The organism is Luteibacter sp. UNC138MFCol5.1, assembly GCF_900110505.1.
GTDB lineage: Bacteria > Pseudomonadota > Gammaproteobacteria > Xanthomonadales > Rhodanobacteraceae > Luteibacter.
In genome coordinates this window covers 257934-283238 of record NZ_FODZ01000001.1, presented here as the reverse complement: position 1 = coordinate 283238, position 25305 = coordinate 257934, and the positions used below count along the sequence as shown (strand labels likewise).

Sequence of the window (25305 nt, the reverse complement as noted above, 5' to 3'; positions counted from 1 at the left end):
ATGGTAGGAGCGCGCCCTGCGCGCGACATCTTTTCGCGAAGAGCCACAGGGCCAGTTGCGCCCGGCCTCAAAAGATGTCGCGCGCAGGGCGCGCTCCTACTAGCCATCATGGGCCCGGGCGGTGCCTAATGCCCTCACCTTCCAGGAAGAGGTGCACGCCATGGTTCTGCTGCTCGCCCTGCTCATCGGTATCGTCGCCGGTCTACGTGCGCTCATGGCGCCCGCGGCGGTCGCATTCGCGGCGCGCTTCGGCGGCCTCGCGCTCACCGGCACGCCACTGGCCTTCATGGGCTACGCGTGGACACCGTGGATCATCGGCGTCCTCGCCCTCGGCGAACTCGTCACCGACCAGCTACCGACGACGCCCAGCCGCAAGGTACCGGTCCAGTTCGGTGCCCGCCTCGTCACCGGCGGACTGAGCGGCGCCTGCATCGGCGCGGCGCACGGCATGCTCGTCGGCGGACTCGTCGCGGGCGTGGTCGGTGCGGCGATCGGCACCTGGGGCGGCGCGGCCCTGCGCGCGAAGATGGCCGCCGCGTTCCGCAAGGACGCTCCCGCCGCCATCATCGAGGACATCGTGGCGATCGTGCTGGCGATCGCCGTGGTCACGGCGGCCTGACCGCGACGAACGCCCGTTGGAGCGCACCTGGGCGCGATGGGTGCCTGCCGCGAGCACCCATCGCGCCCAGGTGCGCTCCTACATGGCGGATGGACGTCTAGGCATCCATTCGAAGATTGGCTACAGTCGGGTCTACCCGTCCCGGGAGCCCCCCCGTGATCGACTTCAATGCCATCGCCCTGGTCTTTTCCGTTTACGTCGTCGGTGTCGTGATTCCCGGCCCGAACTTCGTCGGGATCGCGCACCGCGCCGCGTCGGGTACGACGCGCGAGGCGCTTGCGATGGTGGGTGGCACGGTGCTCGTGAACCTGTTCTGGGCGAGCTGCGCGATCCTCGGTATCGGCGTCGTGTTCGCCACGCTCCCCTGGATCGCGCTCGCGGTGAAGATCGTCGGCGCCTCCTATCTCATCTGGTTCGGCGGACGCCTCATCGCCAACGCGCGCCATGCCGGTGCGGATAGCCCCGCACGCGGCGGTCCGGGTGGTGTGGCTCGTGCGTTCCGGGCGGGCATCGTCACCAATATCGGCAATCCGAAGGCGATGGCGTTCTACGCCGCCATCTTCTCGGCGGCCGCGCCACGGCACGTTTCGTTGCCCACCTTTCTTTGCATGCTCGGCGTCGTCGCCGTCGTGGCCTCGCTCTGGTACGGCTTCGTCGCCGTGGTCTTCTCCACGCCTGCCGTCGCCGCGCGCTACCGCCGCGGCAAGGCCTGGATCGATCGCGTGTGCGGCGCGGTCATCGTTTCACTGGGGGTGCGCCAGCTGCTGGTGCGCTGACACGAGCCGGTCATCGGGCCGGCGCACGCTCCCTCGGAAAGGAGGAACCCGATGCGTTACACGAGCCGTTGTCTCCACGCCGCGCTGATGGTCGCCCTGGCGGGCTGCGCAGCCACGCCGACGCCCGTCGCCGTCGCGCCACGCGTCGCACCCATCGCCGTTTCATGCACCGAGGCATCGCTCAGCGACGCGCCCTGCATGGCCATGGCGAAGGAGAAATGCGCCGCGCCGGCGGTGGACACGATCCACCTCGTGCTCGCGACACCGGAAGGCCCCGGTACCAACGCACGCTACGACTACGAAGCGACGTATGCGTGTCCGAGGAGCGTGGCGATGTAGGAGGCGCGGGGCGCGCTCCTACACGGGGCTCGCGGACGTGGCGCGTTCCAGGCGGGTGATCCAGGCCAGCGCGTGATCGCGGTCCGGGCCGCACATCGATGCCTCCGGCCGCAGGCCGCCGCAGACCTTCGGCCGCTCGGGGCGGCCGAAGATCGCGCAGCGGTTGTCGTCGGTGAGTTGCACGCAACGCACGCCGGCCGGCTTGCCGTGGGGCATGCCGGGGATCGCCGAACTGATCGACGGGGCGATGCAGCAGGCCCCGCAACCGGCGCGGCAGGCGAGGCTCATCAGAAGCGCTGACGCAGCTGCGCGTAGACCGGATCGGTGTCCGGGCGCTGACCGTGCCAGCGCTCGAAGGCGTCGGCCGCCTGTTCGACGAGCATGCCCAGGCCGTCGCGGAACCAGTCGGGGCGGACGCCCGCCGCGACGGCCCAGCCCTTGAAGCCGGCGGCCGCCGCGCCGTAGCAGAGGTCGTAGGCCGTGGAATGGTCCTGCACGATGGACATCGGCAGGTCGAAGTCGCCGCCGGTGACGCCGATGGAGGTGGCATTGACCACGAGGTCGAAACACTCGCCTTCCAGGCCGTCCCAGTAACGGGTGTGGCAACGCGCCGGTTCGCCGATGGCGTCGGCGATCTCGTCGGCGCGCTCGGGCGTGCGGTTGACGATCGTCAGCGTCTTCACCCCGGCGTCCATCAACGCCCAGGCAACGGCCTTCGCCGCGCCGCCGGCGCCGAGGAGCAGGGCGTCGTGGCCGCGCAGGTCGAAACCGTGGCGCTCGGTGATGTCGCGGACGAAGCCGCTGCCGTCGGTGTTGTGTGCCTGGATGCCGCCGCCGACCAGCGGCGTGAGCGTGTTCGCGGCGCCGGCGCGGGTGGCCGCGTCCGTCCGGGCGCTGGCCAGCGCGAAGGCGGCGTTCTTGTGCGGCAGGGTGACGTTGGCGCCGAGGCCGCCTTCGCGGAAGAAGCCGCGTACCGCGGCGTCGAAGTCGGCGGGCGCGGCGTCGATGGTCTCGTAGCTCAGGCGTATACCGAGCTGCTCGGCGAACGCCTGATGGATTTCCGGGGACAGCGAATGCGCGATCGGGTGACCGAACACGGCGAAACGGTGCGCTTCAGCGCTCATGGACTCTCCTGGCACGGCGCCGGACACGCCGCCCGGCGTCACGGATTCTAATGCGGCTGACGGTCCGCGCGTTCAGTGTGCGGCGCGTCGGGTAAAGCGCCGGTCAACAGTCGCGACTCCTGAGACGGGCGCGCGCGAGGCTAGGCCCATCGACACGTCCGCCGGGAGTCCGCCATGAACGACACGCTTTCGCCGCGCCGCCTTCGCGCCCTCATCGCCATGGCCTGGCTGGCCGCCGGCGCGCTGCTGCTCCTGCTCACCCCGTTGACCGGCCACAGCGAGAGCCTGGGCTGGACGCCGGCGTTCTGGCTGCTGCTAGCCCCGGCGAGCATCCTGGTGGCGATGAAGCCGGGCCTGCCGATGTCGTTGCTGGCCGCGCTGTTCCTGTGGGAGCGGCCCCGGCCGCGACAGCTTTTCGCGAAGCGCAACAGGCTCTGACACGGGCCCGCGAACGGCTGTCGCGCCCAGGGACGCTCCCACAACGCTCGGATCAGCTCGATGTCACGTCTGGATGCCCAGCCGCTTCAGCTCCAGCCGGCGGAGGAACTCCTGCATGATCCGCAGGTACAGGTCCTCGCCGAGGTAGGCATCCTCGACGCCCGCGTCGATCGACGGGTTGTCGTTGACTTCGATCACCACCGGGCGATCGCCGACCTGCTTGAGGTCGACGCCGTAGAGGCCGTCGCCGATCGTCTGCGTGGCCTTGAGCGCCAGCTTCACCACTTCGGAAGGGGCGTCACGGACGGGCACGGTGCGGAAGCCGCCGGATTTGGCCGTGCCCTTGGCGCCGTGGTTGTAGATCTGCCAGTGGCCACGCGACATGTAGTACTGGCACGCGTAGAGCGGCTCGTGGTTGAGCACGCCGATGCGCCAGTCGAACTCGGTGTACAGGTATTCCTGCGCGATCAGCAGCGCGCTGTGCGAGAACAGTTCGCCGGCCGCCTTCTCGAGCGCCTCGCGGGTTTCCACCTTGACGACGCCGCGCGAGAACGAGCCGTCGGGAATCTTCAGCACGATGGGCAGGCCCAGGCGCTCGGGCAGGTCGCGCAGGCGCTTCGCGTCGTCGCGGTAGAGGATCTCCGTGATCGGCGTGGCGAGCTTGCGCGCGACCATGAGGTCGTTCAGGAAGATCTTGTTGGTGCAGCGAAGGATCGACGTGGGGTCGTCCATCACCACCATGCCTTCCTTCTCGGCGCGATGCGCGAAGCGGTACGTGTGGTTGTCGCTGGCGGTCGTTTCGCGGATGAACAGGCCGTCGTATTCGGCCAGGCGCTGGTAGTCGTTGCGTCCGATCGGATCGACTTCCATGCCCAGGTGCTTGCCGGCTTCGATGAAGTGCTTCAGCGCCTTCTTGTTCGATGGCGGCATGGCCTCGTTCGGATCGACGAGCATCGCGAGATCGTAACGGAAACGGCGTCGCGCGCGCGGCTTGCGCCAGATCTTCCGCGAGAACTTCTCGAGGGCCTGCGCGAAGGCGTCCTCCTGCGCATCGTCCAGCGTGTGCAGCCCCACGGCCTTGATCGCCGACACCTGCCATACGCGGTCGCGCTCGAACTCGATGCGCATCAGCGGGCACGGGAACATGTCGAAGACCTGCCTCGCAAGATCCTGCAGATCGGGCAGCGCGGTCTCGCCGAAATAGACGAGCACGCCGAAGTCGGTGGTGTCGCGTCCGCCGGCCGGCAGGAAATTCGACAGCTTCTGGTTGAGGTCGTCGATGTCCAGTCCGTAGAGCGAGCGACGGCGCAGGTCGTTCACCGTGCGCACCGACGGGATCACCTTGTGCCCGCGCGCCTCGGCGAGCAGCGACACGTAGTAACCCGTGCCCAGGTACTTGTAGCTGCGGCAGAGGTTGATGACGTGGGTGCGTTCGTCGTCGCCGCCGACCGGCTGGCGGAGGTAATCCATGGCGCTGACGACATCGGCGGACGGGTAGTACGAGCCCCAGTCCGAGGCTTTCTCCACGACGATGACGAGCCGGCTCATGAGACCTCGTTCGATGGCGAACCTGTCGTTTCGACTCCGCCCGGAGCCGTTCGTTTCGCCGGTGCGCAGTGTGTGCCTTCCTCCGCGACACGCACAAGCGCCATCGGTGCCGGATTCATGAAAAAGTCATTGATCCTCGCGGGCCCGGGGTCTACAGTGCCGCGCTTCCCCCGGCCCCAGCGGCCGTCGATGCCTTTCCCTCGCGCCGGAGTCCGATCAAGCGCATGCGTCCAGCCCCGGTCACCGCAGCGGTGCGCGTACGTCGCGCCGAAGTGAGCGATCTCGACGATCTTGTCGCCCTCGAGGAATCGAGTTTCGCGCAGGATCGCCTGAGCCGCGCCCAGTATCGCAAGCATCTCGACAGCGAAAGCGCGACGGTGCTCGTCGCCAGCGCGAACCACCGGCGGTTCCTCGGCACGGCGGTCGTGTTCTTCCGCAAGGGCACCACCGTGGCGCGCCTTTATTCGATCGCGACGAAACCCGAGGCCCAGGGCAAGGGCGTCGGTTCCGCACTGATCGAGGCGGCCGAGGATGCCGGGCGCGCGCGCGGATGCCGAGCCCTGCGCCTCGAGGTGCGCAAGGACAATGCGGTGGCGATCCGCCTCTACGAGCGGCTCGGTTACGCGCGCATCGGCGAATACGCGAACTACTACGCCGATGGCGCGGATGCCTTCCGCTTCGAGAAGCTGCTTTGACGGGAGGCAGGGCTATACTGCGGGTCGTTTCCGGGGAACCGCCCATGCGCCGACTCATCCTCCCGCTTGCCCTCGCATCCACGCTCGCCGCGCTGTCCGGCTGTGGCCAGAAAGGTCCGCTGTTCATGCCGCCCCCGCCGCCGGCGTCGGCCACCGCGGCGCCCGCCGCGCACCCGGCCGCGAGCTCGACGTCCCTCGCGCCGCCGCCGGCCAGCACGGCCCGCACGCCGTTCAACTCCGTGATCCATCAGTAAGCCGCCATGCCGTCTCGCTTCACCAAGATGCATGGAATCGGCAACGACTTCGTCATCGTGGACTGGCGCGAGGACGCGCCGCGCGTGCCCAACGCCGCGCGCGTGGCGGCGCTCGCCGATCGTCACACCGGCATCGGCTTCGATCAGCTGATCAGCATCGAGCCGGCCCGCGACCCATCCTGCGCGTTCTATTACGGCATCTGGAACGCCGATGGTTCGCCCTCGGGGCAGTGCGGTAACGGCGTGCGCTGCGTCGCCGCCTGGTTGTTCCGCGACGGCGCCATCGAGCGCGACACCGATGTCCGACTCGAAAGCCCGTCGGGCCCCGTCGTCGTGCGCGTGCTCGACGAGAACCGCGTCGTCGTCGACATGGGCGAACCCGATTTCGATCCGGCGCACGTCCCGCTGGACCGTCCGGCGCACGCCACCTATACGGTGTCGGTCGATGGCGAGGACGTCTCGTTCGGCGCCGTCTCGATGGGCAACCCGCACGGCGTCGTCTTCGTCGACGATGTCGCCGATCCGCGTGTCGACCGCCTGGGACCCTTGCTCACCGCCCACCCGGTGTTCCCGCAGGGCGCCAACATCGGCTTCGCGCAGCGCCTGGGCCCCGACCTGATCCGCCTCCGCGTGCACGAGCGCGGCAGCGGCTGGACCCAGGCCTGTGGCACCGGCGCCTGCGCCGCCGCCGCGGTGGCCCAGTCGCTCGGCCTGGCGACGCCGGTCGTGGGCGTCGAACTGCCCGGCGGCACGCTCACGATCGAATGGCACGGTCCCGGCCACACCCTCTGGATGACGGGCCCCGCGGCCTTCGTCTTCGAAGGCGAAGTGTGACGTTCACGCCCGAACGCGGCACACTGCCCGGCAACGCAGATCGCACCACCCGAGGAACCGAGCCATGACCGATACCGCGATCGACGGCGATATCAAGCCAGCCACCGTGGCGTCGTACCTGCGCCGGCATCCGGCGTTCCTCGCGGACTACCCCGACCTCGCGAACGACCTCGTGCTGCCGAGCGCGAACGGCCCGGCCGCGTCGCTCGCCGTGCATCAGCTGCGCGGCCTGCGCGAGAAGAACGCCGAGCTCGAATCGCGCCTGCGCGAGCTCACGGCGGTGGCCGGCGACAACGAGAAGCTCATGCGTCGCGTCCACGGGCTCATGCTCGCCCTGCTCGGCTCGCGCGACATCGAGGAGACGGTGCGTAACGTCGTGCGCCGGCTCACCGAGGATTTCCAGTCGGAGCGGATCCGCCTGATCTTCTTCGGCGACCTCGCCGGCCTGCCGGACGAACCCTGGCTCCTGCGCGAGCCGCACGGGGTTTCCGGCCTGCCCGAATTCGCTTCCTTCCTGGAGCACGGCGATCCGGTCGCGGGCCGCCTCGCTCCCGACAAGCTGCACCGCCTGTTCGGCGACGCCGCGCCGGACGTCCGGTCGGCGGCGCTGATGCGCATCGGCCCCGACGCGATCCTCGCGATCGGCAGCGCCGACGCCGACCGGTTCCATCCGGGCATGGGCACGCTGTTCCTGGACATGATCTCGACGACCGTCGGCTCGGCGATCGAACGGGCGCGGAAGGTGGCGTGACCCCGCGCGCGTCCGTTGAGGCCTTCCTCGGCCATTTCGCGGCCGAGCGAGCGCCTTCGGCGCATACGCTGGCCGCGTACAGGCGCGATCTCGAGAAGCTGCTTGCCTTCATGGACTCCGAGGGGCTCGCCAGCTTCGACGACCTGAGCCCGGACCGCCTGCGCACGATGATTGCGCGCCTGCACCGGCCGCCGCCGGGCCGGAAAGGCGCGGACACCCGGGCTCTCGAACCGAACAGCATCCAGCGTCTGCTCTCCGCCTGCCGCACCCTGTTCCGCTACCTTACGCGCGAAGGACGGCTCGCCCACGATCCGGCGGCGGGCGTCCGCGGGCCGAAGGTGCGCCGGAAGCTGCCGCAGGTGCTCGACGCCGACGAGGCCAAGGAACTGGTCGAGACGAACCTCGGCGGGACGCTCGCCCCGCGCGACACGGCGATGATGGAGCTGTTCTATTCCAGCGGGCTGCGCCTCTCGGAGCTCTGCGGCCTGCGCTGGGGCGACCTCGACCTCGATGGCGGCCAGGTCCGCGTCCTGGGCAAGGGCAACAAGGAACGGATCCTGCCCGTCGGCCGCTTCGCCGTGGCCGCGCTCCGGGCGCTGGCCGCGCTCGGCGGCGCGGGGCACGATCAGGCCGTCTTCAAGGGCCGCGGCGGGGCGCCCATCGGTGCCCGGGCCGTGCAGCTGCGGCTCGCGAAGCTGTCGAGCGGCCAGGCCAAGCGCGTCCACCCGCACATGCTCCGGCACACCTTCGCCAGCCACATGCTGGAATCCTCGGGCGATCTGCGCTCGGTGCAGGAGCTGCTCGGCCACGCCGACATCGCCACGACCCAGATCTACACGCACCTCGACTTCCAGCACCTGGCGAAGGTGTACGACGCCGCGCATCCGAGGGCGAAGCGGAAATAGGAGCTGGGAGACGGGAAGTGGGGGCGCCGTTCGCGGCGATCGTTCGAGGGGGCCGGCCACTTCACCCCGGCGACAACGCGCCCGGGCGGTTCACGCACCCTCGGGCGCTCGCCGGAGCGCACCCCCACTTCCCATCTCCCACCCCCAACCGTCCCTCCCTTTGGTTCACCCGCACCCATCCCCACCTAACCTGTTCCCCAAATGGAACGAGAGCCCCCCCATGGAACCGATGCATGCCACGACCATCGTCTGCGTCCGCCGCGACGGCAAGGTCGTCATCGGCAGTGACGGACAGGTCACCCTCGGCAATACCGTGATGAAGGCCAATGCCCGCAAGGTGCGCCGCCTTGGCAAGGGCGATGTCCTGGCCGGATTCGCCGGCGCGACGGCCGACGCCTTCACCCTGTTCGAGCTGTTCGAGGAGAAGCTGGTCAAGCACGGCGGCAACCTCACCCGCTCGGCCGTCGAAATGGCCAAGGAATGGCGTACGGACCGCCGCCTGGGCCGCCTCGAGGCCATGCTGGCCGTGGCCGACAAGGAAGCGTCCCTGCTGATTTCGGGCAACGGCGACGTGCTGGAGCCGGAGCACGGGCTGATCGCGATCGGCTCGGGCGGCCCCTACGCCCAGTCGGCTGCGCTCGCCCTGATGGAGAACACCGACCTCGATGCGCGCACGATCGTGGAAAAAGCGCTGAAGATCGCCGGCGATATCTGCATCTACACCAATCACAACTATTCGATCGAAGAGCTCTGAGCCGATGTCTGAACTCACTCCCCGCGAGATCGTCAACGAACTCGACCGCTACATCATCGGGCAGCATGACGCCAAGCGCGCCGTGGCCATCGCGTTGCGCAACCGCTGGCGCCGCATGCAGCTGGACCCGGCGATGCGCGACGAGGTCACGCCGAAGAACATCCTCATGATCGGCCCCACCGGCGTGGGCAAGACCGAGATCGCCCGCCGCCTCGCCACGCTGGCGAACGCGCCGTTCGTGAAGGTCGAAGCCACGAAGTTCACCGAAGTGGGCTACGTCGGCAAGGATGTGGAGTCGATCATCCGCGATCTGGCCGATGTCTCCTACAAACTCGTTCGCGAGCACGCCAAGAGCCGGGTCCGCAGCCAGGCCGAGGACGCGGCCGAGGACCGCCTGCTCGACGCGCTCTTGCCGCGCCGCCAGGCCAGCGGCTGGGACGACACCGGTAGCGGCGCGCCCGCCATCGACAGCGACACCCGCCAGAAGCTGCGCAAGCAGCTGCGCGAGGGCGCCCTCGACGATCGCGAGATCGAGCTCGACTTCGCCATGAACGTCGGCGTGGAGATCATGACGCCGCCGGGCATGGAGGAGATGAGCCAGCAGCTGGGCAAGATGTTCCAGAACCTCGGCGGGCAGAAGTCCCAGCGCCGCAAGATGACGATCCGGCAGGCCCGGCCCATGCTGGTCGAGGAAGAGGCCGGCAAGCTCCTCAACGACGAGGAACTGCGGGCGCGCGCCGTCGACAGCGCGGAGCAGAACGGCATCGTCTTCATCGACGAGATCGACAAGGTCGCCCAGCGTTCGGAGTGGGGCGGCGCCGGTGTGAGCCGCGAGGGCGTGCAGCGCGACCTGCTGCCGCTGGTGGAAGGCTCCACGGTGTCCACGAAGTACGGTCCCATCAAGACCGACCACATCCTGTTCATCGCCTCGGGCGCTTTCTCCCTGGCGAAACCGTCCGACCTGATCCCCGAGCTGCAGGGTCGCCTGCCGATCCGCGTCGAGCTGAGCGCGCTGTCGGTGGACGACTTCAAGCGCATCCTCCGCGAGCCGAACAACGCCCTGACCAAGCAATATGTTGCGCTGCTCAATACGGAGGGGGTGACGCTGGAGTTCACCGAGTCGGGCATCGACCGCCTCGCCGACGTGGCCTTCCAGGTCAACGAGCGCACCGAAAACATCGGCGCGCGCCGCCTGCACACCGTCATGGAGCGGCTCCTGGAGCGCATCTCCTTCGAAGCGGCGGACAAATCCGGCGAAAAATACGACATCGACGCCGATTACGTCGACAAAAACCTGTCGTCGCTGGTCAAGGACGAGGATCTGAGCCGTTACATCCTCTGAACACCGGGATGGGCCCCCTCTGCTAAACTATTGAACGATATGGGCAAGGTAATTCAACTTAAAACGAGCGGTCAGCGAGCCAGCCTGCGCGAAGCGCAGGAAAGCGGTCAGCTGGTGCGTCTGTGGCGCGACGAACTCGAGCACGGCAGCTTCTGCGGCTACGTCGGCGGAGTGGGTCGCGAGTTCTTCCTGCTGTGGGTCGTCGGTGACGGCGTGAGCTATGACGGCATGTACGTCATGCGGCATCGCGACATCTCCGAATTCGAGGCGCCGGACAAACATGCCGGCTTCCTCGAGAAGGCGCTCGCGCTGAAGGGCATCCACCCGACGCCGCCCGCCGACTTCCCGCTCGACGACATCAATCAGGTCGTCCAGGCGGCGGCCGCGCATGCGCCGGTGATCGGCGTGCACGTCGACAGCGAAGACGAAGCCGAGGTCTGTTACATCGGCCGCGTCGTCAGCGTGGAAGAGGAAGGCTTCAACATGCAGGAGATCACTCCCGACGCGGAATGGCTGCGCGAGCCGTCGTTCTTCTCGTGGGACGAGATCTCCACCATCAGCATGGAAGACGCCTACGCCACGGCCCTTCTGGCGGTCGCGGGCGATCCGCCGCCGCTGGAGCAGGGCTCGGGCGACGGCTTCGGCCGCGCGCATTAATCCTCGAACGTAGGGGCGCCCCCGCGCGCTCCTGCGATCCATTGCTTCCCGCGCCAAGACCTCCGGCCCCATGCCCCGTCCCACCGATATCGTCCTGCACTCCGCCTCGCGCGTCCTCGAAGTGACGTTCGACAACGGCGAGCGCTTCCGCCTTCCGTGCGAATACCTCCGGGTCAACTCCCCCAGCGCCGAAGTGCAGGGGCATGGTCCCGGCCAGAAGGTACTGGTGCACGGCAAGCGCGACGTGAACATCACCGCCCTCGATCCCACCGGCCACTACGGCGTGCTGATCCACTTCGACGACGGCCACGCCAGCGGCATCTTCGGCTGGGACATGCTCCATGCCATGGGGCGCAACTACGAAACGTCGTGGGCCGCCTACCTGGCCGAGCTCGAATCGAAAGGTCTCTCCCGCTAGTGGAAAGCACGCGCATGAAAGCTTCGTGCGCGAGCAGGGCGTATATTTGCCCGCCACCCACATCCACCAGCGAACGACGGATGTCCCGCAAGCCCGTTCCGGAGCCAGAGCAGCATGACGCGAATCGTCGTCGTCGGTAGCATCAACATGGACCTGGTCACCCTTGCGCCGCGTTTCCCCGGCCCGGGCGAAACGCTGACCGGCGACCGCTTCCTCACCATTCCCGGCGGCAAGGGCGCGAACCAGGCGGTCGCCGCCGCGCGTCTCGGCGCCACCGTGTCGATGGTCGGCTGCATCGGCGACGACGCCTTCGGCGACCAGCTCTACGACGGCCTCGTCGCCGAAGGAATCGACGTCACGCACGTCGCCCGCATCGACGGGATCGGCAGCGGCACCGCCTCGATCACGGTGGCCGGCGGCGAGAACACCATCGTCGTCGTGCCCGCGGCCAACGGCCGCGTCACGCCGGCGCAGGTCGAAGCCGCCCGCGCGATCATCCGCGAGGCCGACGCGGTGCTGGTGCAGCTGGAGATCCCGCTCGACGCGGTCGAGGCCACGCTGCGCGTCGCGGAAGAAGAAAGCACACCCGTCATTCTCAATCCCGCGCCCGCGCAGCGCCTGCCGGTCGAGTGGCTCGCGCGCGTGCGCTTCCTGACGCCGAACGAGCACGAGCTGGCGCTGGTGCTGGGCGCCGGCGACGACGTCGACTTCCGCGAACTCATGCGCCGCGCTCCCTGCCCGGTCGTGCTGACGCGCGGATCGGACGGCGCCTGGTTCCGCGACGGTGACGACGAGCCGCGGCACCAGCCGGGCTTCCGCGTGGAAGCCGTGGACAGCACCGGCGCGGGAGACACGTTCAACGCCGCGCTCGCGGTGTACCTCGCCGAGGGACTCGACGTCGCCGTCCGCAAGGCCTGCGCCACCGCCGCGATCGCCGTATCGCGACTCGGCGCCCAGGGCGGCATGCCGCGCGCCGACGAAGTGACGGCTTTCCTGGAGACACATGCATGAGACGCACCGGGCTGCTGCACGCCGAACTCAACCGCGTGATCGCGGCCATGGGACACACCGACACGCTGGTGATCGGCGACGTCGGACTGCCGGTGCCGCCCGGCGTGCCGTGCATCGACCTCGCCGTGCTGCCAGGCACGCCCTCGTTCGCCGCGGTGTTCGATGCGATCTACGCCGAACTCGCGGTGGAACGGGCGACGCTCGCGCACGAGATCCACGGCTTCAACAAGGCGCTGGAGTCACTCGCGGACCGGCTGCGGGCGGATGGCGTGGGTGTCGACGAAGTCTCGCACGACGACTTCAAGCGCCTCTGCGCCCGCGCGGTGGCGGTGGTGCGTACCGGTGAGACCTCGCCTTACTCGAACATCATCCTGCACGCCGGCGTGACCTTCTGATGAGCACGCCACTCGTCACGATGCGGGACATCCACAAGGCCTTCGGGCCGGTGAAGGTGCTCGAAGGCGTCGACTTCGAGCTGCTGCCCGGTGAAGTGCATGCCCTGATGGGCGAGAACGGCGCCGGCAAGTCCACGCTGATGAAGATCCTCACGGGGATCTACGCGCCGGACTCCGGTACCGTCGAAGTGGACGGCAAGGCCGTATCCATCACGACACCCGCGGATGCCGAGAAGTACGGCATCGCGATCATCCATCAGGAACTGAACCTGATCCCCGCGCTCTCCATCGCGGACAACCTCTTCCTCGGCCGCGAGATCCAGCGCTTCGGCCTGCTCGACCACCGCGCGATGACGAAGCGCGCGCTGGAGTGGCTGGCGCGCGTCGGCATGGAGCGCCTCGATCCCACGACGAAGATCGAACGCCTCTCCGTCGGCCAGCAGCAGATGGTGGAGATCGCCCGCGCGCTCGGCCAGAACGCGCGCGTGCTGATCATGGACGAGCCGACCGCGGCGCTGACGGAGCACGAGACCAACGTGCTCTTCAAGCTGATCCGCGACCTGCGCGACCAGGGCACCGGCATCGTCTACGTGTCGCATCGCATGGAAGAGATCTTCGCGCTATGTGACCGCATCTCGATCCTGCGCGACGGCAAGTTCGTGGGCACGCGTCCCGTCCCGGGACTCGCCTTCGACGAGGTGGTGAAGATGATGGTCGGGCGCACGCTCGACGCGCGCTTCCCCACGCGCACGCCGAACATCGGCGCGGTGCGGCTGAAGGTCGATCACGTCACTGGCGGCATCGTGCAGGACGTCAGCTTCGAGCTGCACGCCGGCGAAGTCCTCGGCGTCGCCGGCCTGCTCGGTGCGGGCCGCACCGAGATGGCGCGACTGCTCTTCGGACTCGACAAGCTGGAACACGGCACGGTCACGCTCGACGGCAAGGTCATCACGCCGAAGTCGCCCAGCGAAGCGATTCATTCCGGTTTCGGTTTCGTCACCGAGGATCGCAAGGCGCAGGGTCTCGTGCTCGACATGAGCCTGCGCGAGAACGTCAGCCTGCCGCGCGTCCCCGCGCATGCCGGCCTGATCGACCGCCCGGGCGAGAAGAAACAGACGCGCGGCCTCATCGACGCGCTGAAGATACGCACGCGCGACATGGAGCTCGACGTCCGCGCGCTGTCCGGCGGCAACCAGCAGAAGGTCGTGCTGGCCAAGTGGCTGGCGCTCAAGCCGCGCGTGCTCATCCTCGACGAGCCCACGCGCGGCGTCGACGTCGGCGGCAAGGCCGAGATCTACCACATCATCAACCAACTCGCGGAGCAGGGCGTGGCCATCCTCATGATTTCCTCGGAGCTGCCGGAGGTCCTCGCCATGAGCGACCGCATCCTGGTGATGCACGAAGGTCGTGCGACCGGACTGCTCGAAGCCCACGGCGCCACCCAGGAAGCCGTGATGACCGCCGCGACCGGAGGCAAGTGACATGACGCTCCAACTCAACTGGAGCCGCGCCGCGACGCTCCTGCAACGCCTCGGTTCGGTCATCGGCCTGATCCTGCTGTTCATCGTGCTGTCGGTGATGAGCCCGGACTTCCTGACCACGGGCAACCTGCTCACCGTGCTTCGCCAGGTGTCGATCAACGCGCTGATCGCCTTCGGCATGACGTTCGTGATCCTTTCCGGCGGCATCGACCTCTCCGTCGGCGCGATCCTCGCGCTGACGGGCGCCGTCACCGCGGGCCTGATGGCGGCGGGACACGGCATCGTGCTCGCCGCGGGCGCCGGCCTGCTGCTCGGCCTCGTGCTCGGCATCATCAACGGCGCGCTGGTGTCGTGGGGCAAGGTGGCACCCTTCATCGCCACGCTCGGCACGCTCACGCTGCTGCGCGGCGTGACGCTGTCGTACACGCAGGGCAGTCCGATCCCCGTGACGAACGGCAGCTTCGCGCTGCTCGGCGGCGGTTACGTCGCGAACCTCGTTCCGCTGCCGGTGATCTGGATGTTCATCGCCTTCGTCGTCTGCGGCTTCCTGCTGCGCGGCACGGTGTTCGGCCGCCACGTCGTCGCCATCGGCGGCAACGAGGAAGCCGCGCGCCTGTCCGGCGTGCGCATCGCGCCGATGAAGCTGGCGATCTACGGACTGTCGGGCCTGCTCTCCGCCTTCGCCGGTGTCGTGCTGACCTCGCGCCTCTATTCGGCGCAGGCCACGGCCGGCGCCGGCTACGAGCTCGACGCGATCGCCGCGGTCGTGCTGGGCGGTACCAGCCTCGCGGGCGGCCGCGGCTGGCTCTTCGGCACGCTCGTCGGCGCGCTGCTCATCGGCTTCCTGAACAACGGCCTGAACCTGCTGGGCGTAAGCTCGTTCTATCAGCAGATCGTCAAGGGTATCGTCATCCTGATCGCCGTCCTGCTGGACCGGCGGCAGTAATCCCACGAGGACACACCATGCGTAAACTCACTTTCCTCGCCGCCGCCGCGGCCACGCTCCTCGCCGCCTGCTCGCAGCAGGGTCCGGGCGAATCCGCTCCCGCGACCGCCGGCACGGCCGGTGGCGCCGCGTCGTCCGGTACGCCGGTCGTCGGTCTGGCGCTGTCGACGCAGAACAACCCGTTCTTCGTCGAGCTCAAGGACGGCGCGCAGAAGGCCGCCAAGGACGCCGGCGTGCAGCTCGTCGTCGTCGACGCGCAGGACGATCCGGCCCGCCAGATCTCCAGCGTGGAAGACCTGATCCAGAAGCGTGTGTCGGTCATCCTCCTCAACCCGACCGATTCGTCCGCGCTCGCCGGCGCGGTGCAGTCCGCGCAGCGCGCGAACATTCCCGTGATCACGCTCGACCGCGGCGTCGACGGCGCCGAAGTCGCCTCGCACATCGCGTCCGACAACGTCGCCGGCGGCAAGATGGCGGCCGACTTCCTCGCCAAGGCGCTCGGCGGCAAGGGCAACATCATCGAGCTGCAGGGCGTGGCCGGCACCTCGGCGGCGCGCGAGCGCGGCAAGGGCTTCGACGACGAAGTCGCCACCACGGGCATGAAGATCGTCGCGCAGCAGCCGGCGAACTTCGATCGTGCGCAGGGCCTTTCGGTGAGCGAGAACCTGCTCCAGGGCAACCCGGATGTCCAGGCGATCTTCGCGCAGAACGACGAGATGGCCCTCGGCGCGGTGCAGGCCCTGGCCGGCAAGAACAAGAAGGTGCTCGTCGTCGGCTTCGACGGCACGCCGGACGGCAAGACGGCCGTGGCGAACGGCACGCTCGCCGCCACCGTGGCGCAGCAGCCGGAAGAGATCGGCAAGCTCGGCGTCGACACGGCGAAGAAGCTCATCGATAAGCAGCCGGTCGAGAAGTCGATCGCTGTGCCGCTGAAGCTCCTGACGAAGGAATAACGACTCGGCCTTCCGACGCGTCGATCGCCGATACGATCGGCTCCCACCCCTTCGGTAGCAACGCGGCTACTGGAAGGGTGGGAGCCGATCGCATCGGCGATCGATCAGTCCTGCGGCCCCGGCGCGATCACTTCGCGCTGCCCGTTGATGCCCATCGACGACACGAGCCCCGCGGCTTCCATCGCCTCGACGAGGCGCGCCGCGCGGTTGTAGCCGATGCGGAACTGGCGTTGCACGAACGAGATCGACGCGCGGCGCGAGCGCAGCACGAACGCGGCCGCCTCGTCGTAGAGCGGATCGAGTTCCGCGTCGATGCCCTCGTCGCCCGGTTCGCCCTCGACGGCTTCGCCCGGCGGCCCGGCGAGGATCTCGTCCTTGTAATCCGGTTCGCCGAACTGCTTCAGCCACGCCACGATGCGGTGCACTTCCTCGTCGGCGACGAACGCGCCGTGGATGCGCTGCGGGTAACCCGTACCCGGCGGCAGGAACAGCATGTCGCCCTGGCCGAGCAGGCTCTCGGCGCCCATCTGGTCGAGGATGGTGCGCGAGTCGATCTTCGACGAGACCTGGAACGCGACACGCGTCGGGATGTTCGCCTTGATCAGACCCGTGATGACGTCGACGGAGGGACGCTGCGTCGCGAGGATGAGGTGGATGCCCGCGGCGCGCGCCTTCTGCGCGAGGCGTGCGATCAGCTCTTCGATCTTCTTGCCCGCGACCATCATGAGGTCGGCGAGTTCGTCGATGACGACGACGATCATCGGCAGCGTGTCGAGATGCTCCGGCACTTCCGGATGCGCGGGGAACGGATTGAACAGCGGCTTGCCCGCGGCGCGCGCTTCGCGGACCTTCTGGTTGTAGCCGGCGAGGTTGCGCACGCGCAGGTCGGACATGACCTTGTAGCGGTTCTCCATCTCCGCGACGCACCAGTTGAGCGCGTTCGCGGCGAGCTTCATGTCGGTGACCACGGGCGCCAGCAGATGCGGAATGCCTTCGTACACCGAAAGCTCCAGCATCTTCGGGTCGATCATGATCATGCGGACGTCTTCGGGCGTCGCCTTGTAGAGCATCGAGAGGATCATCGCGTTCACCGCGACGGACTTGCCCGAGCCCGTCGTGCCCGCGACCAGCATGTGCGGCGCCTTCGCCAGATCGGCCACCACCGGCTCACCCGTGATGCCCTTGCCCATGGCGAGCGTCAGCAGCGAATCGGAATCGCGATACTCGTGCGAGTCGAGGATCTCCGAGAGCGCGATCATCTGGCGCTGCTCGTTCGGCAGCTCGAGGCCCATGCAGGTCTTGCCGGGAATCGTCTCGACCACGCGGATGGACGAGCGGCCGAGTCCGCGCGCCAGGTCCTTCATCAGCGCGACGATCTGGTTGCCGCGCACGCCGACGGCCGGCTCGACCTCGTAGCGCGTGATGACCGGGCCCGCCGAGGCACCGACGACCTGCACCGGCACCTTGAACTCGCGCAGACGCTGCTCGATGAGTTCGCCGGTCTCGGCGAGTTCGGCATCGGAGATGATCGCGAGCGCGTCGTGACGTGCGCCGGCCAGCAGGGACACCGGCGGCAGCGTCGCCGCGTTCGGGTTGCCCGCGCGCAAGGGGCGCACCGGCGTCAGCGTGACCGTGCGCGGCGGTTCGACGACCGATTCGTCGTTCGCCGCGATCGCGAAGCGCGAAACGGGTTTCACCGGGGGCGGCGGGGGAACGGCAGGCGTCTCGTCGGCGGGCGCCACGATGTCGATCGGCGGCGGCAGATCGGGCACCGTCAGCGATTCTCGCGGCGCGACGTCCACGTCGGCGGCGACAGCGTTCGTGGCGACCGGTCGGTTCGCGGCCGGCGACATGGCCATGGCCGGCCGTGGACCGACGCCTGCCATCGGGGGCGCGACGGGCGGTGCCACCGCCGGCTCGGTCGGCGTCGACGCACGCGGCGCCAGCCACGGTTCGCGGATCACCGTGTCGGGGCGCGCGCGATGACGCGGCGGCACGGGCGTCGTCACCGACGGACGGACCGCGGGCGTCGCGGGTTCGTTGCGCGGCGCTTCGGTGCGCATGGCGACGGCGGAAGCGGCGGGGCGCTTCGCGGGCGCCTTTTCGCGCGGCCGGCGCCGAGCAGGCGCGCGGTCTGCCCGACGCACGGCGGCGGCGGGGCGGCGCCCCGTCACGCGGCTTGCGGAGCGTGAGAACAGGCGACGCGTGCCTTCGATGGCCAGCGCGCCGATCGGTTCGAGCAGGCCGTTCGTCCGTGCAAGGAACGACGACCACGACACGCCGAGGTACCACGGCAGCGCCACGGCGAACACGACGATCGCCGTGAGCGTGGTCGCGGCGCCGCCCGGGAACGCGGTGAAGACACCCGCGAGCCAACGACACACGGCGGCACCGACGGTCGGATCATCGGTGTAGTGGGAGACGACCAGTCCTTCGAGCGTCGCGCTCGACAACAGCACGAGGACGAAGCCCGCCCAGAAGCGAATCGCGCCCGGGCCCATCGTCGGCGGGCGGCGCCGGCGAACGAGCGCGGCGGCGAGGCGCCAGAACAGGGGAAGCAACCAGAGGGTGGACAGCCCGAAGGCGGCGAACACGAAAGAAAGCATGCCGAACCGCGAGAACCTAGCGAGTCCGACAGTTTACCGCGCATTCGTGCGCGGCGAAGCAGAACATGCCGCTAAGCGGCTGTTGGCGTTCACAACGCACCCTACCGCTGTAGAAGCGGACCTGGCCGCGACGCTCTTCGCGAATCGCGGCCAGTTCCGCTCCTACGACGCGTGGACGATCACCCGCGATAGCGCGGCGCCACGTCCTTGCGCGAGAGATTCGGGCCCATCACGAGGCGCGAATACTCGTACGCCTTGTACTGGTTCTCGTCCTGCAGCGGCGGGATGGTGACCACTTCGCCACGGTCGTAACCGAGCAGCGCGGCGTCGACGAGATCGTGGGTGTCCATGACCATGCCCGGAAGCAGCGCGTCGACGTCCTTGCCCGACTTCTCCCAGATCTCAGAACGGGTCGCGCCCGGCAGCACGGCCTGCACACGGACGTTCTTCGTCGGCAGCTTCGCGGCGAGGCTCAGGCTCAGGTTGAGGAGGTGGGCCTTGGAGCCGCTGTAGACACCGTCGAACGCTTCCGGCGCGAACGCCAGAACCGAGGCGATGTTGATGATGCCGCCTTTGTCGCGGGCGACGAACGCTTTCGCGGCCGCACCCGTCAGCAGGGTCGGCGCGAGGATGTTGACCGTCACGATGCGCTCGAGGTTCTCGCTGCCGTTCTCGAGCAGGCTGCCGTCGAGCGAGATGCCGGCGTTGTTGACCAGCAGGGTGATCGACGCGTCTTCCGCGAGGCGACGCTCGACGGCGGCGATGTCGGCGCGGTCGCTCAGGTCGGCGCGGAGCACTTCGACCTTGCGGCCGGTGCGGTCGTGGATCTTCTTCGCGACGGACTCGAGGCGGTCGACGCGACGCGCGGCCAGGATCAGGTCGTAACCGCGGTCGGCCAGACGCTCCGCGTAGAGCTCGCCGATGCCCGACGAAGCGCCGGTGACGAGGGCCGTGCCTTTGGTTTCAGTGCTCATGGGGTGACTCCGTATGGTGAGTTGCAAAGTGATATCTACTACGTTGCCATACGATAGTGACTCGACTATCATAATGCAATGGACATCGACAGACTTTCTTCGGGCACCTGCGCCATCTCCCGCGGTCTCGCTCTGGTGGGAGACGCGTGGAGCGCGCTCATCCTTCGCGACGCCAGTCGCGGCATGACCCAGTTCGATCAGTTCCGCACCAGCCTGGGCATCGCGCCGAACATCCTGTCCCGTCGATTGAAGGCCCTCACCGAAGCCGGTGTATTGGAGAAGCGCCGCTACAGCGAGCGCCCCCCGCGCGACGAGTACGTCCTCACGGACGCCGGGCGCGACTTCATCCCCGTCCTCGCCGCCATGGGCGAATGGGGTCGTCGTTACAACGGAGGCGGACAGGCGCTGTCGCAGCTCGTCGACGAGTCGACGGGCGAGCCGGTGCGCGCGCTCGTGGTCGACGAAGCGTCGGGGCGGCCGTTGCGCGAGGTTCCGATGCGCCTCGTCATGCCCGACGAGGGCGCCTGATTTCCTTCAGGCACAGCGCGGCACGTCGAACAGGTGTCGCGGGTCGCCGTCGCGCGAGGCGACGATCGGATGCTGGGCACCCGTGAACCAGTGTTGCGCCGGCCACCAGCGGGCCACCGCCGGATGCGTGGTCGGCTCCACGGCCTGGCCGGGCTCCGGCACCAGGACATCCACGCCGCGGCAACGCGCGGCGGCGAGGATCCGTTCGGGCGGCTCGGTCCACGCGTGGTGGGCGAGCTTGATGAGTCCCCAGTGCACGGGAATCAGCGTGCGACCACGCACCTGTTCGTGCACGAGCAAGGCCTGCTCCGGACCGAGGTGCCAGTCGGGCCACTGAGGATCGTACTGGCCAGACTCGATCAGCGTGACGTCGAACGGGCCGAAGGCGGTGCCGACATCCGCGAACGTGGCATTGAGGCCGGTGTCGCCGGAATAGAACGCGCGATGCGCCGGCCCGACGATCGCATAGCCCGTCCACAGGGTCTGATCGCTCTGCGCTGCAAGACGTCCGGACGCATGACGGGACGGCGTCGACACCACGCGTACGCCGCCGACGGTGGTTTCCTGCCACCAGTCGAGTTCGGTGATGCGATCCTGGGGCACGCCCCAGCGAAGAAGGTGAGCGCCGATACCCAGCGGCACGATGAAGCGGACACCGCGCGCATTCAGCGCCTGGATGGAGGCGCGGTCCAGGTGATCGTAGTGGTCGTGCGAGATCACCACCGCGTCGACACGCGGCAGATGGTCGATCGGCACGGGCGGTTCGTACCAGCGTTTCGGACCGAGCCAGGGGAAGGGCGATGCGCGCTCGCTCCACAAGGGATCGACGACGATGTTCACGCCGTCGATTTCGAGCAGCATCGAGGAGTGACCGAACCATGTGACGCGCAGGCCGCTCGCGGGCGGCGTGGCGTACAGCGCCGACGAATCCTTCGTGGGTACCGGCGCATCGGGCTCTTCGCCCGGCGCGGACTCGAAGATCTGCAGGATGCCACCCTTGAGGTTGCTGTACATCGGCAACGGGTTGGCGAACCGATCGCCGTGCCATTGCGGCGAGGCGTGGTACCGGCTCACGTTGTCGCCGTCGGGGCGTTTGCCGATGTTCGGCCATGCCGATGCGGCCGCGAACGCGAGGAAGGCCACCAGCACGGCGGCGAGCAGGGCGAGGATGCGGAGGAAGCGCTTCACGCGTCGACGATAGCGTTTCGCACCGGGCAAGTCATCGCTCCCACCCGAGCCAGCGACATCGCTAACTTCGGGTGGGAGCGCGCTTGCGCGCGAACGGTATGACCCGGGGCATCAACCCTTCGGCATCGTCGCCATGTCGATCACGAAGCGGTAGCGCACGTCGTTCTTCACCAGGCGCTCGTAGGTTTCGTTGATCGAGGCCATGTCGACCATCTCGATGTCCGACACGATGTTGTGCTTGGCGCAGAAATCCATCATCTCCTGCGTCTCGGCCATGCCGCCGATGGCGGAGCCGGCGATCGTGCGGCGCGGGAGCATCAGGCTGCCGCCGGCGAACGCGTCGATCGGCGTGAGGGCACCGACCAGCACCATCGTGCCGTCGAGCTTAAGGAGCGCGACGTACGGCGCGACATCATGCGACACCGGAATGGTGTTGAGCAGGAAGTCGAAGCTCGCCGCTTCCTTCGCCATCGCGTCGGCGTCCTTCGACACCAGCACGGCGTCGGCGCCGAGGCGCTTCGCGTCCGCACCCTTGGCTTCCGAGGTGGTGATCATCGTGACGTGCGCGCCCATCGCCTTGGCGAACTTCACGCCCATGTGGCCGAGACCGCCGAGGCCGATGATGCCGACCTTCTGGCCCTTGCCGACCTTCCAGTGACGCAGCGGCGAGTACGTGGTGATGCCCGCGCACAGCAGCGGTGCGGTCGCCTTGAGGTCGAGCTTCTCGGAGATCTTCACCACGAAGCGCTCCTCGACCACGATGTCGGTCGAATAGCCGCCCTGCGTCGGCGTGGTCTTGTCCTGCTCGGTGCCGTTGTAGGTGAAGCTGGTATGGACCAGGCAATACTGCTCGAGGTCCTTCTTGCACGACTCGCACTCGCGGCACGAGTCGACCATGCAGCCGACGCCAGCATAGTCGCCGACCTTGAGCTTCTTCACCGCGGAGCCGACGGCCTTCACGCGGCCGACGATCTCGTGGCCCGGAACCATGGGGAACGTGGAATTGCCCCAGTCGCCCTTGGCCTGGTGGAGGTCGGAGTGGCAGACGCCGCTGTAGAGGATTTCGATGTGGACGTCGTGCGCGCCGACATCGCGGCGGCTGATCTTGAACGGCGCGAGCGGCTTCGTCGCGTCCGTGGCGGCATACGCATGGACTTCGAACATGGGGAGTCTCCTCTGCTAAGGCCGGGAACAATAACGCTCAACAATCCCGCCCGCCAACGGGGATTTTGCGATGAATCGTTGAGGTATCCTTGATAATCATGCGACCGGACAACCTCTCCCATCTCGCCGCCTTCGCTGCCGTGGCCCGCCACGCGAGCTTTCGCAAGGCTGGCGCGGAGCTGACGCTCACCACCTCGGCGATCAGCTACGCGATCCGCAGTCTGGAAGAACGGCTCGGCGTCGTCTTGTTTCATCGCACGACGCGGAGCGTGTCGCTGACCGAGGCGGGCCAGCGGCTCCTCGAGCGGCTGGAGCCCGCGCTGTTCGACGTCGGCGAGGCGCTGGAGGAAATGAACAATTTCCGCGCCACCCCCGCGGGCACCCTGCGCGTGAACATGCCCCGCGTCGCGGCCCAGCTGCTCATGCCGGCGCTGTTACCGCGCTTCCTCGCGCGCTACCCGGACATCCATTTCGAGGCCGTCGACAACGACGGGCTCATCGACATCGTGGCATCCGGCTTCGACGCGGGCATCCGCTTCCACGAGCACGTGCCCGAGGACATGATCGCAGTGCCGATGGGGGGACAGCAGCAGGGTGCGTGCGTCGCCTCGCCGGACCACATCGCGAAGCACGGCGTGCCCCTGCATCCGAACGACCTGTTCCAGCACGACTGCATCCGCTTCCGCTTTCCCAGCGGGCGGCTCTACAAATGGGAATTCGAGCAAGGACCGAAGAAGCTCGAGCTCGACGTCCGCGGTCGGGTCACCTTCGGCGACCTGCGCCTGGCGCTCGACGCGGCCATGGCCGGCATCGGCTACACGCTCGTGCTGGAAGATCAGGTGACCGAGCTGGTCGCCGCGGGCCGACTGGTCAGGGTGCTCGAGGACTGGTGTCCGCCGTATCCCGGGTTCGTCCTCTATTACCCGAGGCAGAGGCGTGTCACCTCGGCGCTACGGGCGTTCATCGAGTTCGTGCGCGACGAAGACGCGGCGTAGCCGTCCGTAGGAGCGGACCTGGCCGCGATGGGGGTTGCCGCGAGCACCCCATCGCGGCCAGGTCCGCTCCAACAGACGTGGCACGTAAGCCATGACGGGCGTATCCTGATTCCATGCTGCGCCGCACCACGGCCGCGCCCCACCTTCCCGAGTCCCGCCATGTCAGCACACGCCCCCGCGCCCGCCACGGGTCTGCCGCCTGTTCGCGCCCCCCATGTCGGCCTGGTCATCCTGGCCCTGGCCATCGGTGGCTTCGCCATCGGCACGACCGAATTCGCCTCCATGAGCATGCTGCCCCTGTTCGCGCAGGGCCTCGGCATCGACGCGCCGACCGCTGGTCATGCGATCAGCGCCTATGCCCTCGGCGTCGTGGTCGGCGCGCCGATCATGACGGTGCTCGGAGCGCGCGTGCCTCGCCGCCGCCTGCTCATCGTCCTGATGGCGATGTTCACCGTGTTCAACGGCCTGACCGGCCTGTCGCCGAACTACCACTGGATGCTGGTGTTCCGCTTCCTCGCCGGCCTGCCGCACGGCGCGTACTTCGGCGTCGCGGCGCTCGTGGCGTCGTCGCTGGTGCCGCCGAACCGGCGCACGCGCGCGGTCGGCCAGATGTTCCTGGGACTCACGTTCGCCACCGTCGTCGGCGTGCCGCTGGCGAGCTGGCTGGGCCAGGCCGTCGGCTGGCGCTGGGCGTTCGCGCTCGTGGCCGTGCTCGGTGTCGCCACGATGACCGCGGTGGCGATCTACGCGCCGGAAGTGCCGGCGGACAAGGACGCCAGCCCGCTGCGCGAACTCGGCGCGCTGAAGCGTTCGCAAGTCTGGCTCACGCTCGCCATCGGCGCGATCGGCTTCGGCGGGATGTTCGCGGTGTACACGTACCTCGCGGACATCCTGATCGCCGTGACGCACATGCCGCTGCACACCGTGCCCTGGATCATCGGCATCTTCGGTGTCGGCCTCACCGCGGGCAACATGGTCGTCCCGGCGTTCGCCGATCGCGCGCTCATGCCGACCGCCGGCGGACTGCTCCTCTGGAGCATGGTGATGCTCGCGCTGTTTCCCTTCGCCGCGGGCAACGTCTGGACGCTCGGCCTCGATGTCTTCTTCATCGGCATCGGCGGTGCGCTCGGCACGGTGTTGCAGACGCGCCTGATGGACGTGGCCGGCGATGCGCAGGGCCTGGCCGCGTCGCTCAACCATTCCGCGTTCAACACGGCGAACGCACTCGGACCCTTCCTGGGTGGCCTCGCGATCGCGCACGGTTACGGCTGGACGTCGCCCGGCTGGGTCGGCGCGCTGCTCGCCATCGGCGGTCTCGTCATCTGGGCCGCGTCGATGGCGGCCGAGCGGCGCCGTCCGGCGCTGGTCGCCGAAACCTGCGTCTGACGCGGTCCGGCAGAACGCGGCATACGTAGGAGCGCGCCCTGCGCGCGACAGCTTTTCGCGCGGAGCGCCAGGGCCTGTTGCGCATGGCCCCAAAACATGTCGCGCGCAGGGCGCGCTCCTACCGGACTCGCGTCCGTTATTTACCGATACAGAACGAACTGAAGATCGCGCCGAGCAGGTCGTCCGACGAATAGGTACCGGTCGGGCACACGGCATGCGTAGGA

The 25305-nt window shown here is 68.4% G+C and carries 28 protein-coding genes; 21 read left to right on the top strand and 7 right to left on the bottom strand.

Annotated elements, in window-relative coordinates; translation table 11 throughout:
- Nucleotides 1-160: 160 nt before the first annotated feature.
- The 3 genes from BMY69_RS01280 to BMY69_RS01270 all read left to right on the top strand — a co-directional run bounded on the left by BMY69_RS01280 (nucleotide 161) and on the right by BMY69_RS01270 (nucleotide 1734).
- A complete protein-coding gene (locus BMY69_RS01280) occupies nucleotides 161-619 on the top strand; it encodes a DUF4126 domain-containing protein (RefSeq protein ID WP_090175054.1) in 459 nt (152 codons plus the stop codon).
- A 155-nt stretch (nucleotides 620-774) separates the two neighbouring features.
- On the top strand, nucleotides 775-1395 hold the full coding sequence (locus BMY69_RS01275) for a LysE family translocator (RefSeq protein WP_090175053.1): 621 nt from the start codon (nucleotides 775-777) through the stop codon (nucleotides 1393-1395).
- Nucleotides 1396-1446: 51 nt separating this feature from the next.
- A complete protein-coding gene (locus tag BMY69_RS01270; RefSeq protein ID WP_090058022.1) occupies nucleotides 1447-1734 on the top strand; it encodes a hypothetical protein in 288 nt (95 codons plus the stop codon).
- Between the two features lie 18 nt (nucleotides 1735-1752).
- Here the strand turns inward: BMY69_RS01270 and BMY69_RS01265 are convergent, their stop codons facing one another.
- Together BMY69_RS01265 and aroE are read right to left on the bottom strand one after the other, a co-directional pair.
- On the bottom strand, nucleotides 1753-2022 hold the full coding sequence (locus BMY69_RS01265) for a YkgJ family cysteine cluster protein (protein WP_090175052.1): 270 nt from the start codon (nucleotides 2020-2022) through the stop codon (nucleotides 1753-1755).
- On the bottom strand, nucleotides 2022-2858 hold the full coding sequence (gene aroE, locus BMY69_RS01260; protein ID WP_090175051.1) for a shikimate dehydrogenase: 837 nt from the start codon (nucleotides 2856-2858) through the stop codon (nucleotides 2022-2024). The genes BMY69_RS01265 and aroE overlap by 1 nt, the downstream gene beginning before the upstream one ends.
- 174 nt (nucleotides 2859-3032) lie before the next feature.
- Here aroE and BMY69_RS01255 point away from each other — a divergent pair, with 174 nt between their 5' ends.
- On the top strand, nucleotides 3033-3296 hold the full coding sequence (locus BMY69_RS01255; protein WP_090175050.1) for a hypothetical protein: 264 nt from the start codon (nucleotides 3033-3035) through the stop codon (nucleotides 3294-3296).
- Between the two features lie 63 nt (nucleotides 3297-3359).
- On the opposite strand, the gene BMY69_RS01250 is transcribed toward BMY69_RS01255, so the two are convergent.
- Nucleotides 3360-4844: a RimK family protein gene (locus tag BMY69_RS01250; protein WP_090175049.1), complete on the bottom strand. Its 1485-nt coding sequence runs from the start codon at nucleotides 4842-4844 to the stop codon at nucleotides 3360-3362.
- 224 nt (nucleotides 4845-5068) lie between these two features.
- Between BMY69_RS01250 and BMY69_RS01245 the strand changes: the two genes are divergently transcribed.
- From BMY69_RS01245 to rbsB, 14 genes are all read left to right on the top strand, one after another.
- The gene (locus BMY69_RS01245; protein WP_090058032.1) at nucleotides 5069-5539 is read left to right on the top strand and encodes a GNAT family N-acetyltransferase; all 471 of its coding nucleotides are present in this window, start codon (nucleotides 5069-5071) and stop codon (nucleotides 5537-5539) included.
- A gap of 44 nt (nucleotides 5540-5583) precedes the next feature.
- Nucleotides 5584-5793 carry an LPS translocon maturation chaperone LptM gene (locus BMY69_RS01240; RefSeq protein WP_090175048.1) on the top strand — a complete coding sequence of 70 codons (210 nt, stop codon included), beginning with the start codon at nucleotides 5584-5586 and terminating at the stop codon, nucleotides 5791-5793.
- Nucleotides 5794-5799: 6 nt separating this feature from the next.
- Nucleotides 5800-6627, top strand: coding sequence for a diaminopimelate epimerase (gene dapF, locus BMY69_RS01235; RefSeq protein ID WP_090175047.1), 828 nt, complete (start codon nucleotides 5800-5802; stop codon nucleotides 6625-6627).
- A gap of 64 nt (nucleotides 6628-6691) precedes the next feature.
- Entirely contained in the window at nucleotides 6692-7378 is a 687-nt protein-coding gene (locus BMY69_RS01230) for a DUF484 family protein (protein WP_090058040.1), read from the top strand.
- On the top strand, nucleotides 7375-8283 hold the full coding sequence (locus BMY69_RS01225) for a tyrosine recombinase XerC (RefSeq protein ID WP_090175046.1): 909 nt from the start codon (nucleotides 7375-7377) through the stop codon (nucleotides 8281-8283). Before BMY69_RS01230 ends, BMY69_RS01225 begins: the two co-directional genes overlap by 4 nt.
- 220 nt (nucleotides 8284-8503) lie before the next feature.
- Nucleotides 8504-9037: an ATP-dependent protease subunit HslV gene (gene hslV, locus BMY69_RS01220; RefSeq protein WP_029213542.1), complete on the top strand. Its 534-nt coding sequence runs from the start codon at nucleotides 8504-8506 to the stop codon at nucleotides 9035-9037.
- A 4-nt stretch (nucleotides 9038-9041) separates the two neighbouring features.
- On the top strand, nucleotides 9042-10379 hold the full coding sequence (hslU, locus tag BMY69_RS01215; RefSeq protein ID WP_090175045.1) for an ATP-dependent protease ATPase subunit HslU: 1338 nt from the start codon (nucleotides 9042-9044) through the stop codon (nucleotides 10377-10379).
- Nucleotides 10380-10418: 39 nt separating this feature from the next.
- Nucleotides 10419-11036 (top strand): hypothetical protein, encoded by a 618-nt coding sequence (locus BMY69_RS01210; protein WP_090058045.1) that lies wholly within the window; start codon nucleotides 10419-10421, stop codon nucleotides 11034-11036.
- Between the two features lie 70 nt (nucleotides 11037-11106).
- Nucleotides 11107-11454, top strand: coding sequence for a gamma-butyrobetaine hydroxylase family protein (locus BMY69_RS01205; protein WP_090058048.1), 348 nt, complete (start codon nucleotides 11107-11109; stop codon nucleotides 11452-11454).
- A gap of 114 nt (nucleotides 11455-11568) precedes the next feature.
- Nucleotides 11569-12465, top strand: a complete 897-nt coding sequence (gene rbsK / locus BMY69_RS01200; RefSeq protein ID WP_090175044.1) for a ribokinase — start codon at nucleotides 11569-11571, stop codon at nucleotides 12463-12465.
- Nucleotides 12462-12860, top strand: a complete 399-nt coding sequence (gene rbsD / locus BMY69_RS01195; RefSeq protein WP_090175043.1) for a D-ribose pyranase — start codon at nucleotides 12462-12464, stop codon at nucleotides 12858-12860. Before rbsK ends, rbsD begins: the two co-directional genes overlap by 4 nt.
- The gene (locus tag BMY69_RS01190) at nucleotides 12860-14341 is read left to right on the top strand and encodes a sugar ABC transporter ATP-binding protein (protein ID WP_090058055.1); all 1482 of its coding nucleotides are present in this window, start codon (nucleotides 12860-12862) and stop codon (nucleotides 14339-14341) included. Before rbsD ends, BMY69_RS01190 begins: the two co-directional genes overlap by 1 nt.
- A 1-nt stretch (nucleotide 14342) precedes the next feature.
- Nucleotides 14343-15287 carry an ABC transporter permease subunit gene (locus BMY69_RS01185; protein WP_090058057.1) on the top strand — a complete coding sequence of 315 codons (945 nt, stop codon included), beginning with the start codon at nucleotides 14343-14345 and terminating at the stop codon, nucleotides 15285-15287.
- Nucleotides 15288-15304: 17 nt separating this feature from the next.
- Complete coding sequence (gene rbsB / locus BMY69_RS01180) at nucleotides 15305-16240, top strand: ribose ABC transporter substrate-binding protein RbsB (RefSeq protein ID WP_090058059.1); 936 nt, start codon at nucleotides 15305-15307, stop codon at nucleotides 16238-16240.
- A gap of 104 nt (nucleotides 16241-16344) precedes the next feature.
- Here the strand turns inward: rbsB and BMY69_RS01175 are convergent, their stop codons facing one another.
- Together BMY69_RS01175 and BMY69_RS01170 are read right to left on the bottom strand one after the other, a co-directional pair.
- Nucleotides 16345-18846, bottom strand: coding sequence for an FtsK/SpoIIIE family DNA translocase (locus tag BMY69_RS01175; protein WP_090175042.1), 2502 nt, complete (start codon nucleotides 18844-18846; stop codon nucleotides 16345-16347).
- A 179-nt stretch (nucleotides 18847-19025) separates the two neighbouring features.
- The gene (locus BMY69_RS01170; RefSeq protein ID WP_090058063.1) at nucleotides 19026-19820 is read right to left on the bottom strand and encodes an SDR family NAD(P)-dependent oxidoreductase; all 795 of its coding nucleotides are present in this window, start codon (nucleotides 19818-19820) and stop codon (nucleotides 19026-19028) included.
- A gap of 78 nt (nucleotides 19821-19898) precedes the next feature.
- Here BMY69_RS01170 and BMY69_RS01165 point away from each other — a divergent pair, with 78 nt between their 5' ends.
- Nucleotides 19899-20348: a winged helix-turn-helix transcriptional regulator gene (locus tag BMY69_RS01165; RefSeq protein WP_090175041.1), complete on the top strand. Its 450-nt coding sequence runs from the start codon at nucleotides 19899-19901 to the stop codon at nucleotides 20346-20348.
- A 6-nt stretch (nucleotides 20349-20354) separates the two neighbouring features.
- Here BMY69_RS01165 and BMY69_RS01160 read toward each other — a convergent pair whose 3' ends face one another.
- Both BMY69_RS01160 and BMY69_RS01155 read right to left on the bottom strand, forming a co-directional pair.
- Complete coding sequence (locus BMY69_RS01160; protein ID WP_177191042.1) at nucleotides 20355-21536, bottom strand: MBL fold metallo-hydrolase; 1182 nt, start codon at nucleotides 21534-21536, stop codon at nucleotides 20355-20357.
- A 111-nt stretch (nucleotides 21537-21647) separates the two neighbouring features.
- On the bottom strand, nucleotides 21648-22700 hold the full coding sequence (locus BMY69_RS01155) for an NAD(P)-dependent alcohol dehydrogenase (protein ID WP_090175040.1): 1053 nt from the start codon (nucleotides 22698-22700) through the stop codon (nucleotides 21648-21650).
- 98 nt (nucleotides 22701-22798) lie between these two features.
- Between BMY69_RS01155 and BMY69_RS01150 the strand changes: the two genes are divergently transcribed.
- Complete coding sequence (locus tag BMY69_RS01150) at nucleotides 22799-23695, top strand: LysR family transcriptional regulator (RefSeq protein ID WP_090175039.1); 897 nt, start codon at nucleotides 22799-22801, stop codon at nucleotides 23693-23695.
- Nucleotides 23696-23854: 159 nt separating this feature from the next.
- Nucleotides 23855-25081 (top strand): MFS transporter, encoded by a 1227-nt coding sequence (locus tag BMY69_RS01145; protein ID WP_090175038.1) that lies wholly within the window; start codon nucleotides 23855-23857, stop codon nucleotides 25079-25081.
- Nucleotides 25082-25305: the final 224 nt, after the last annotated feature.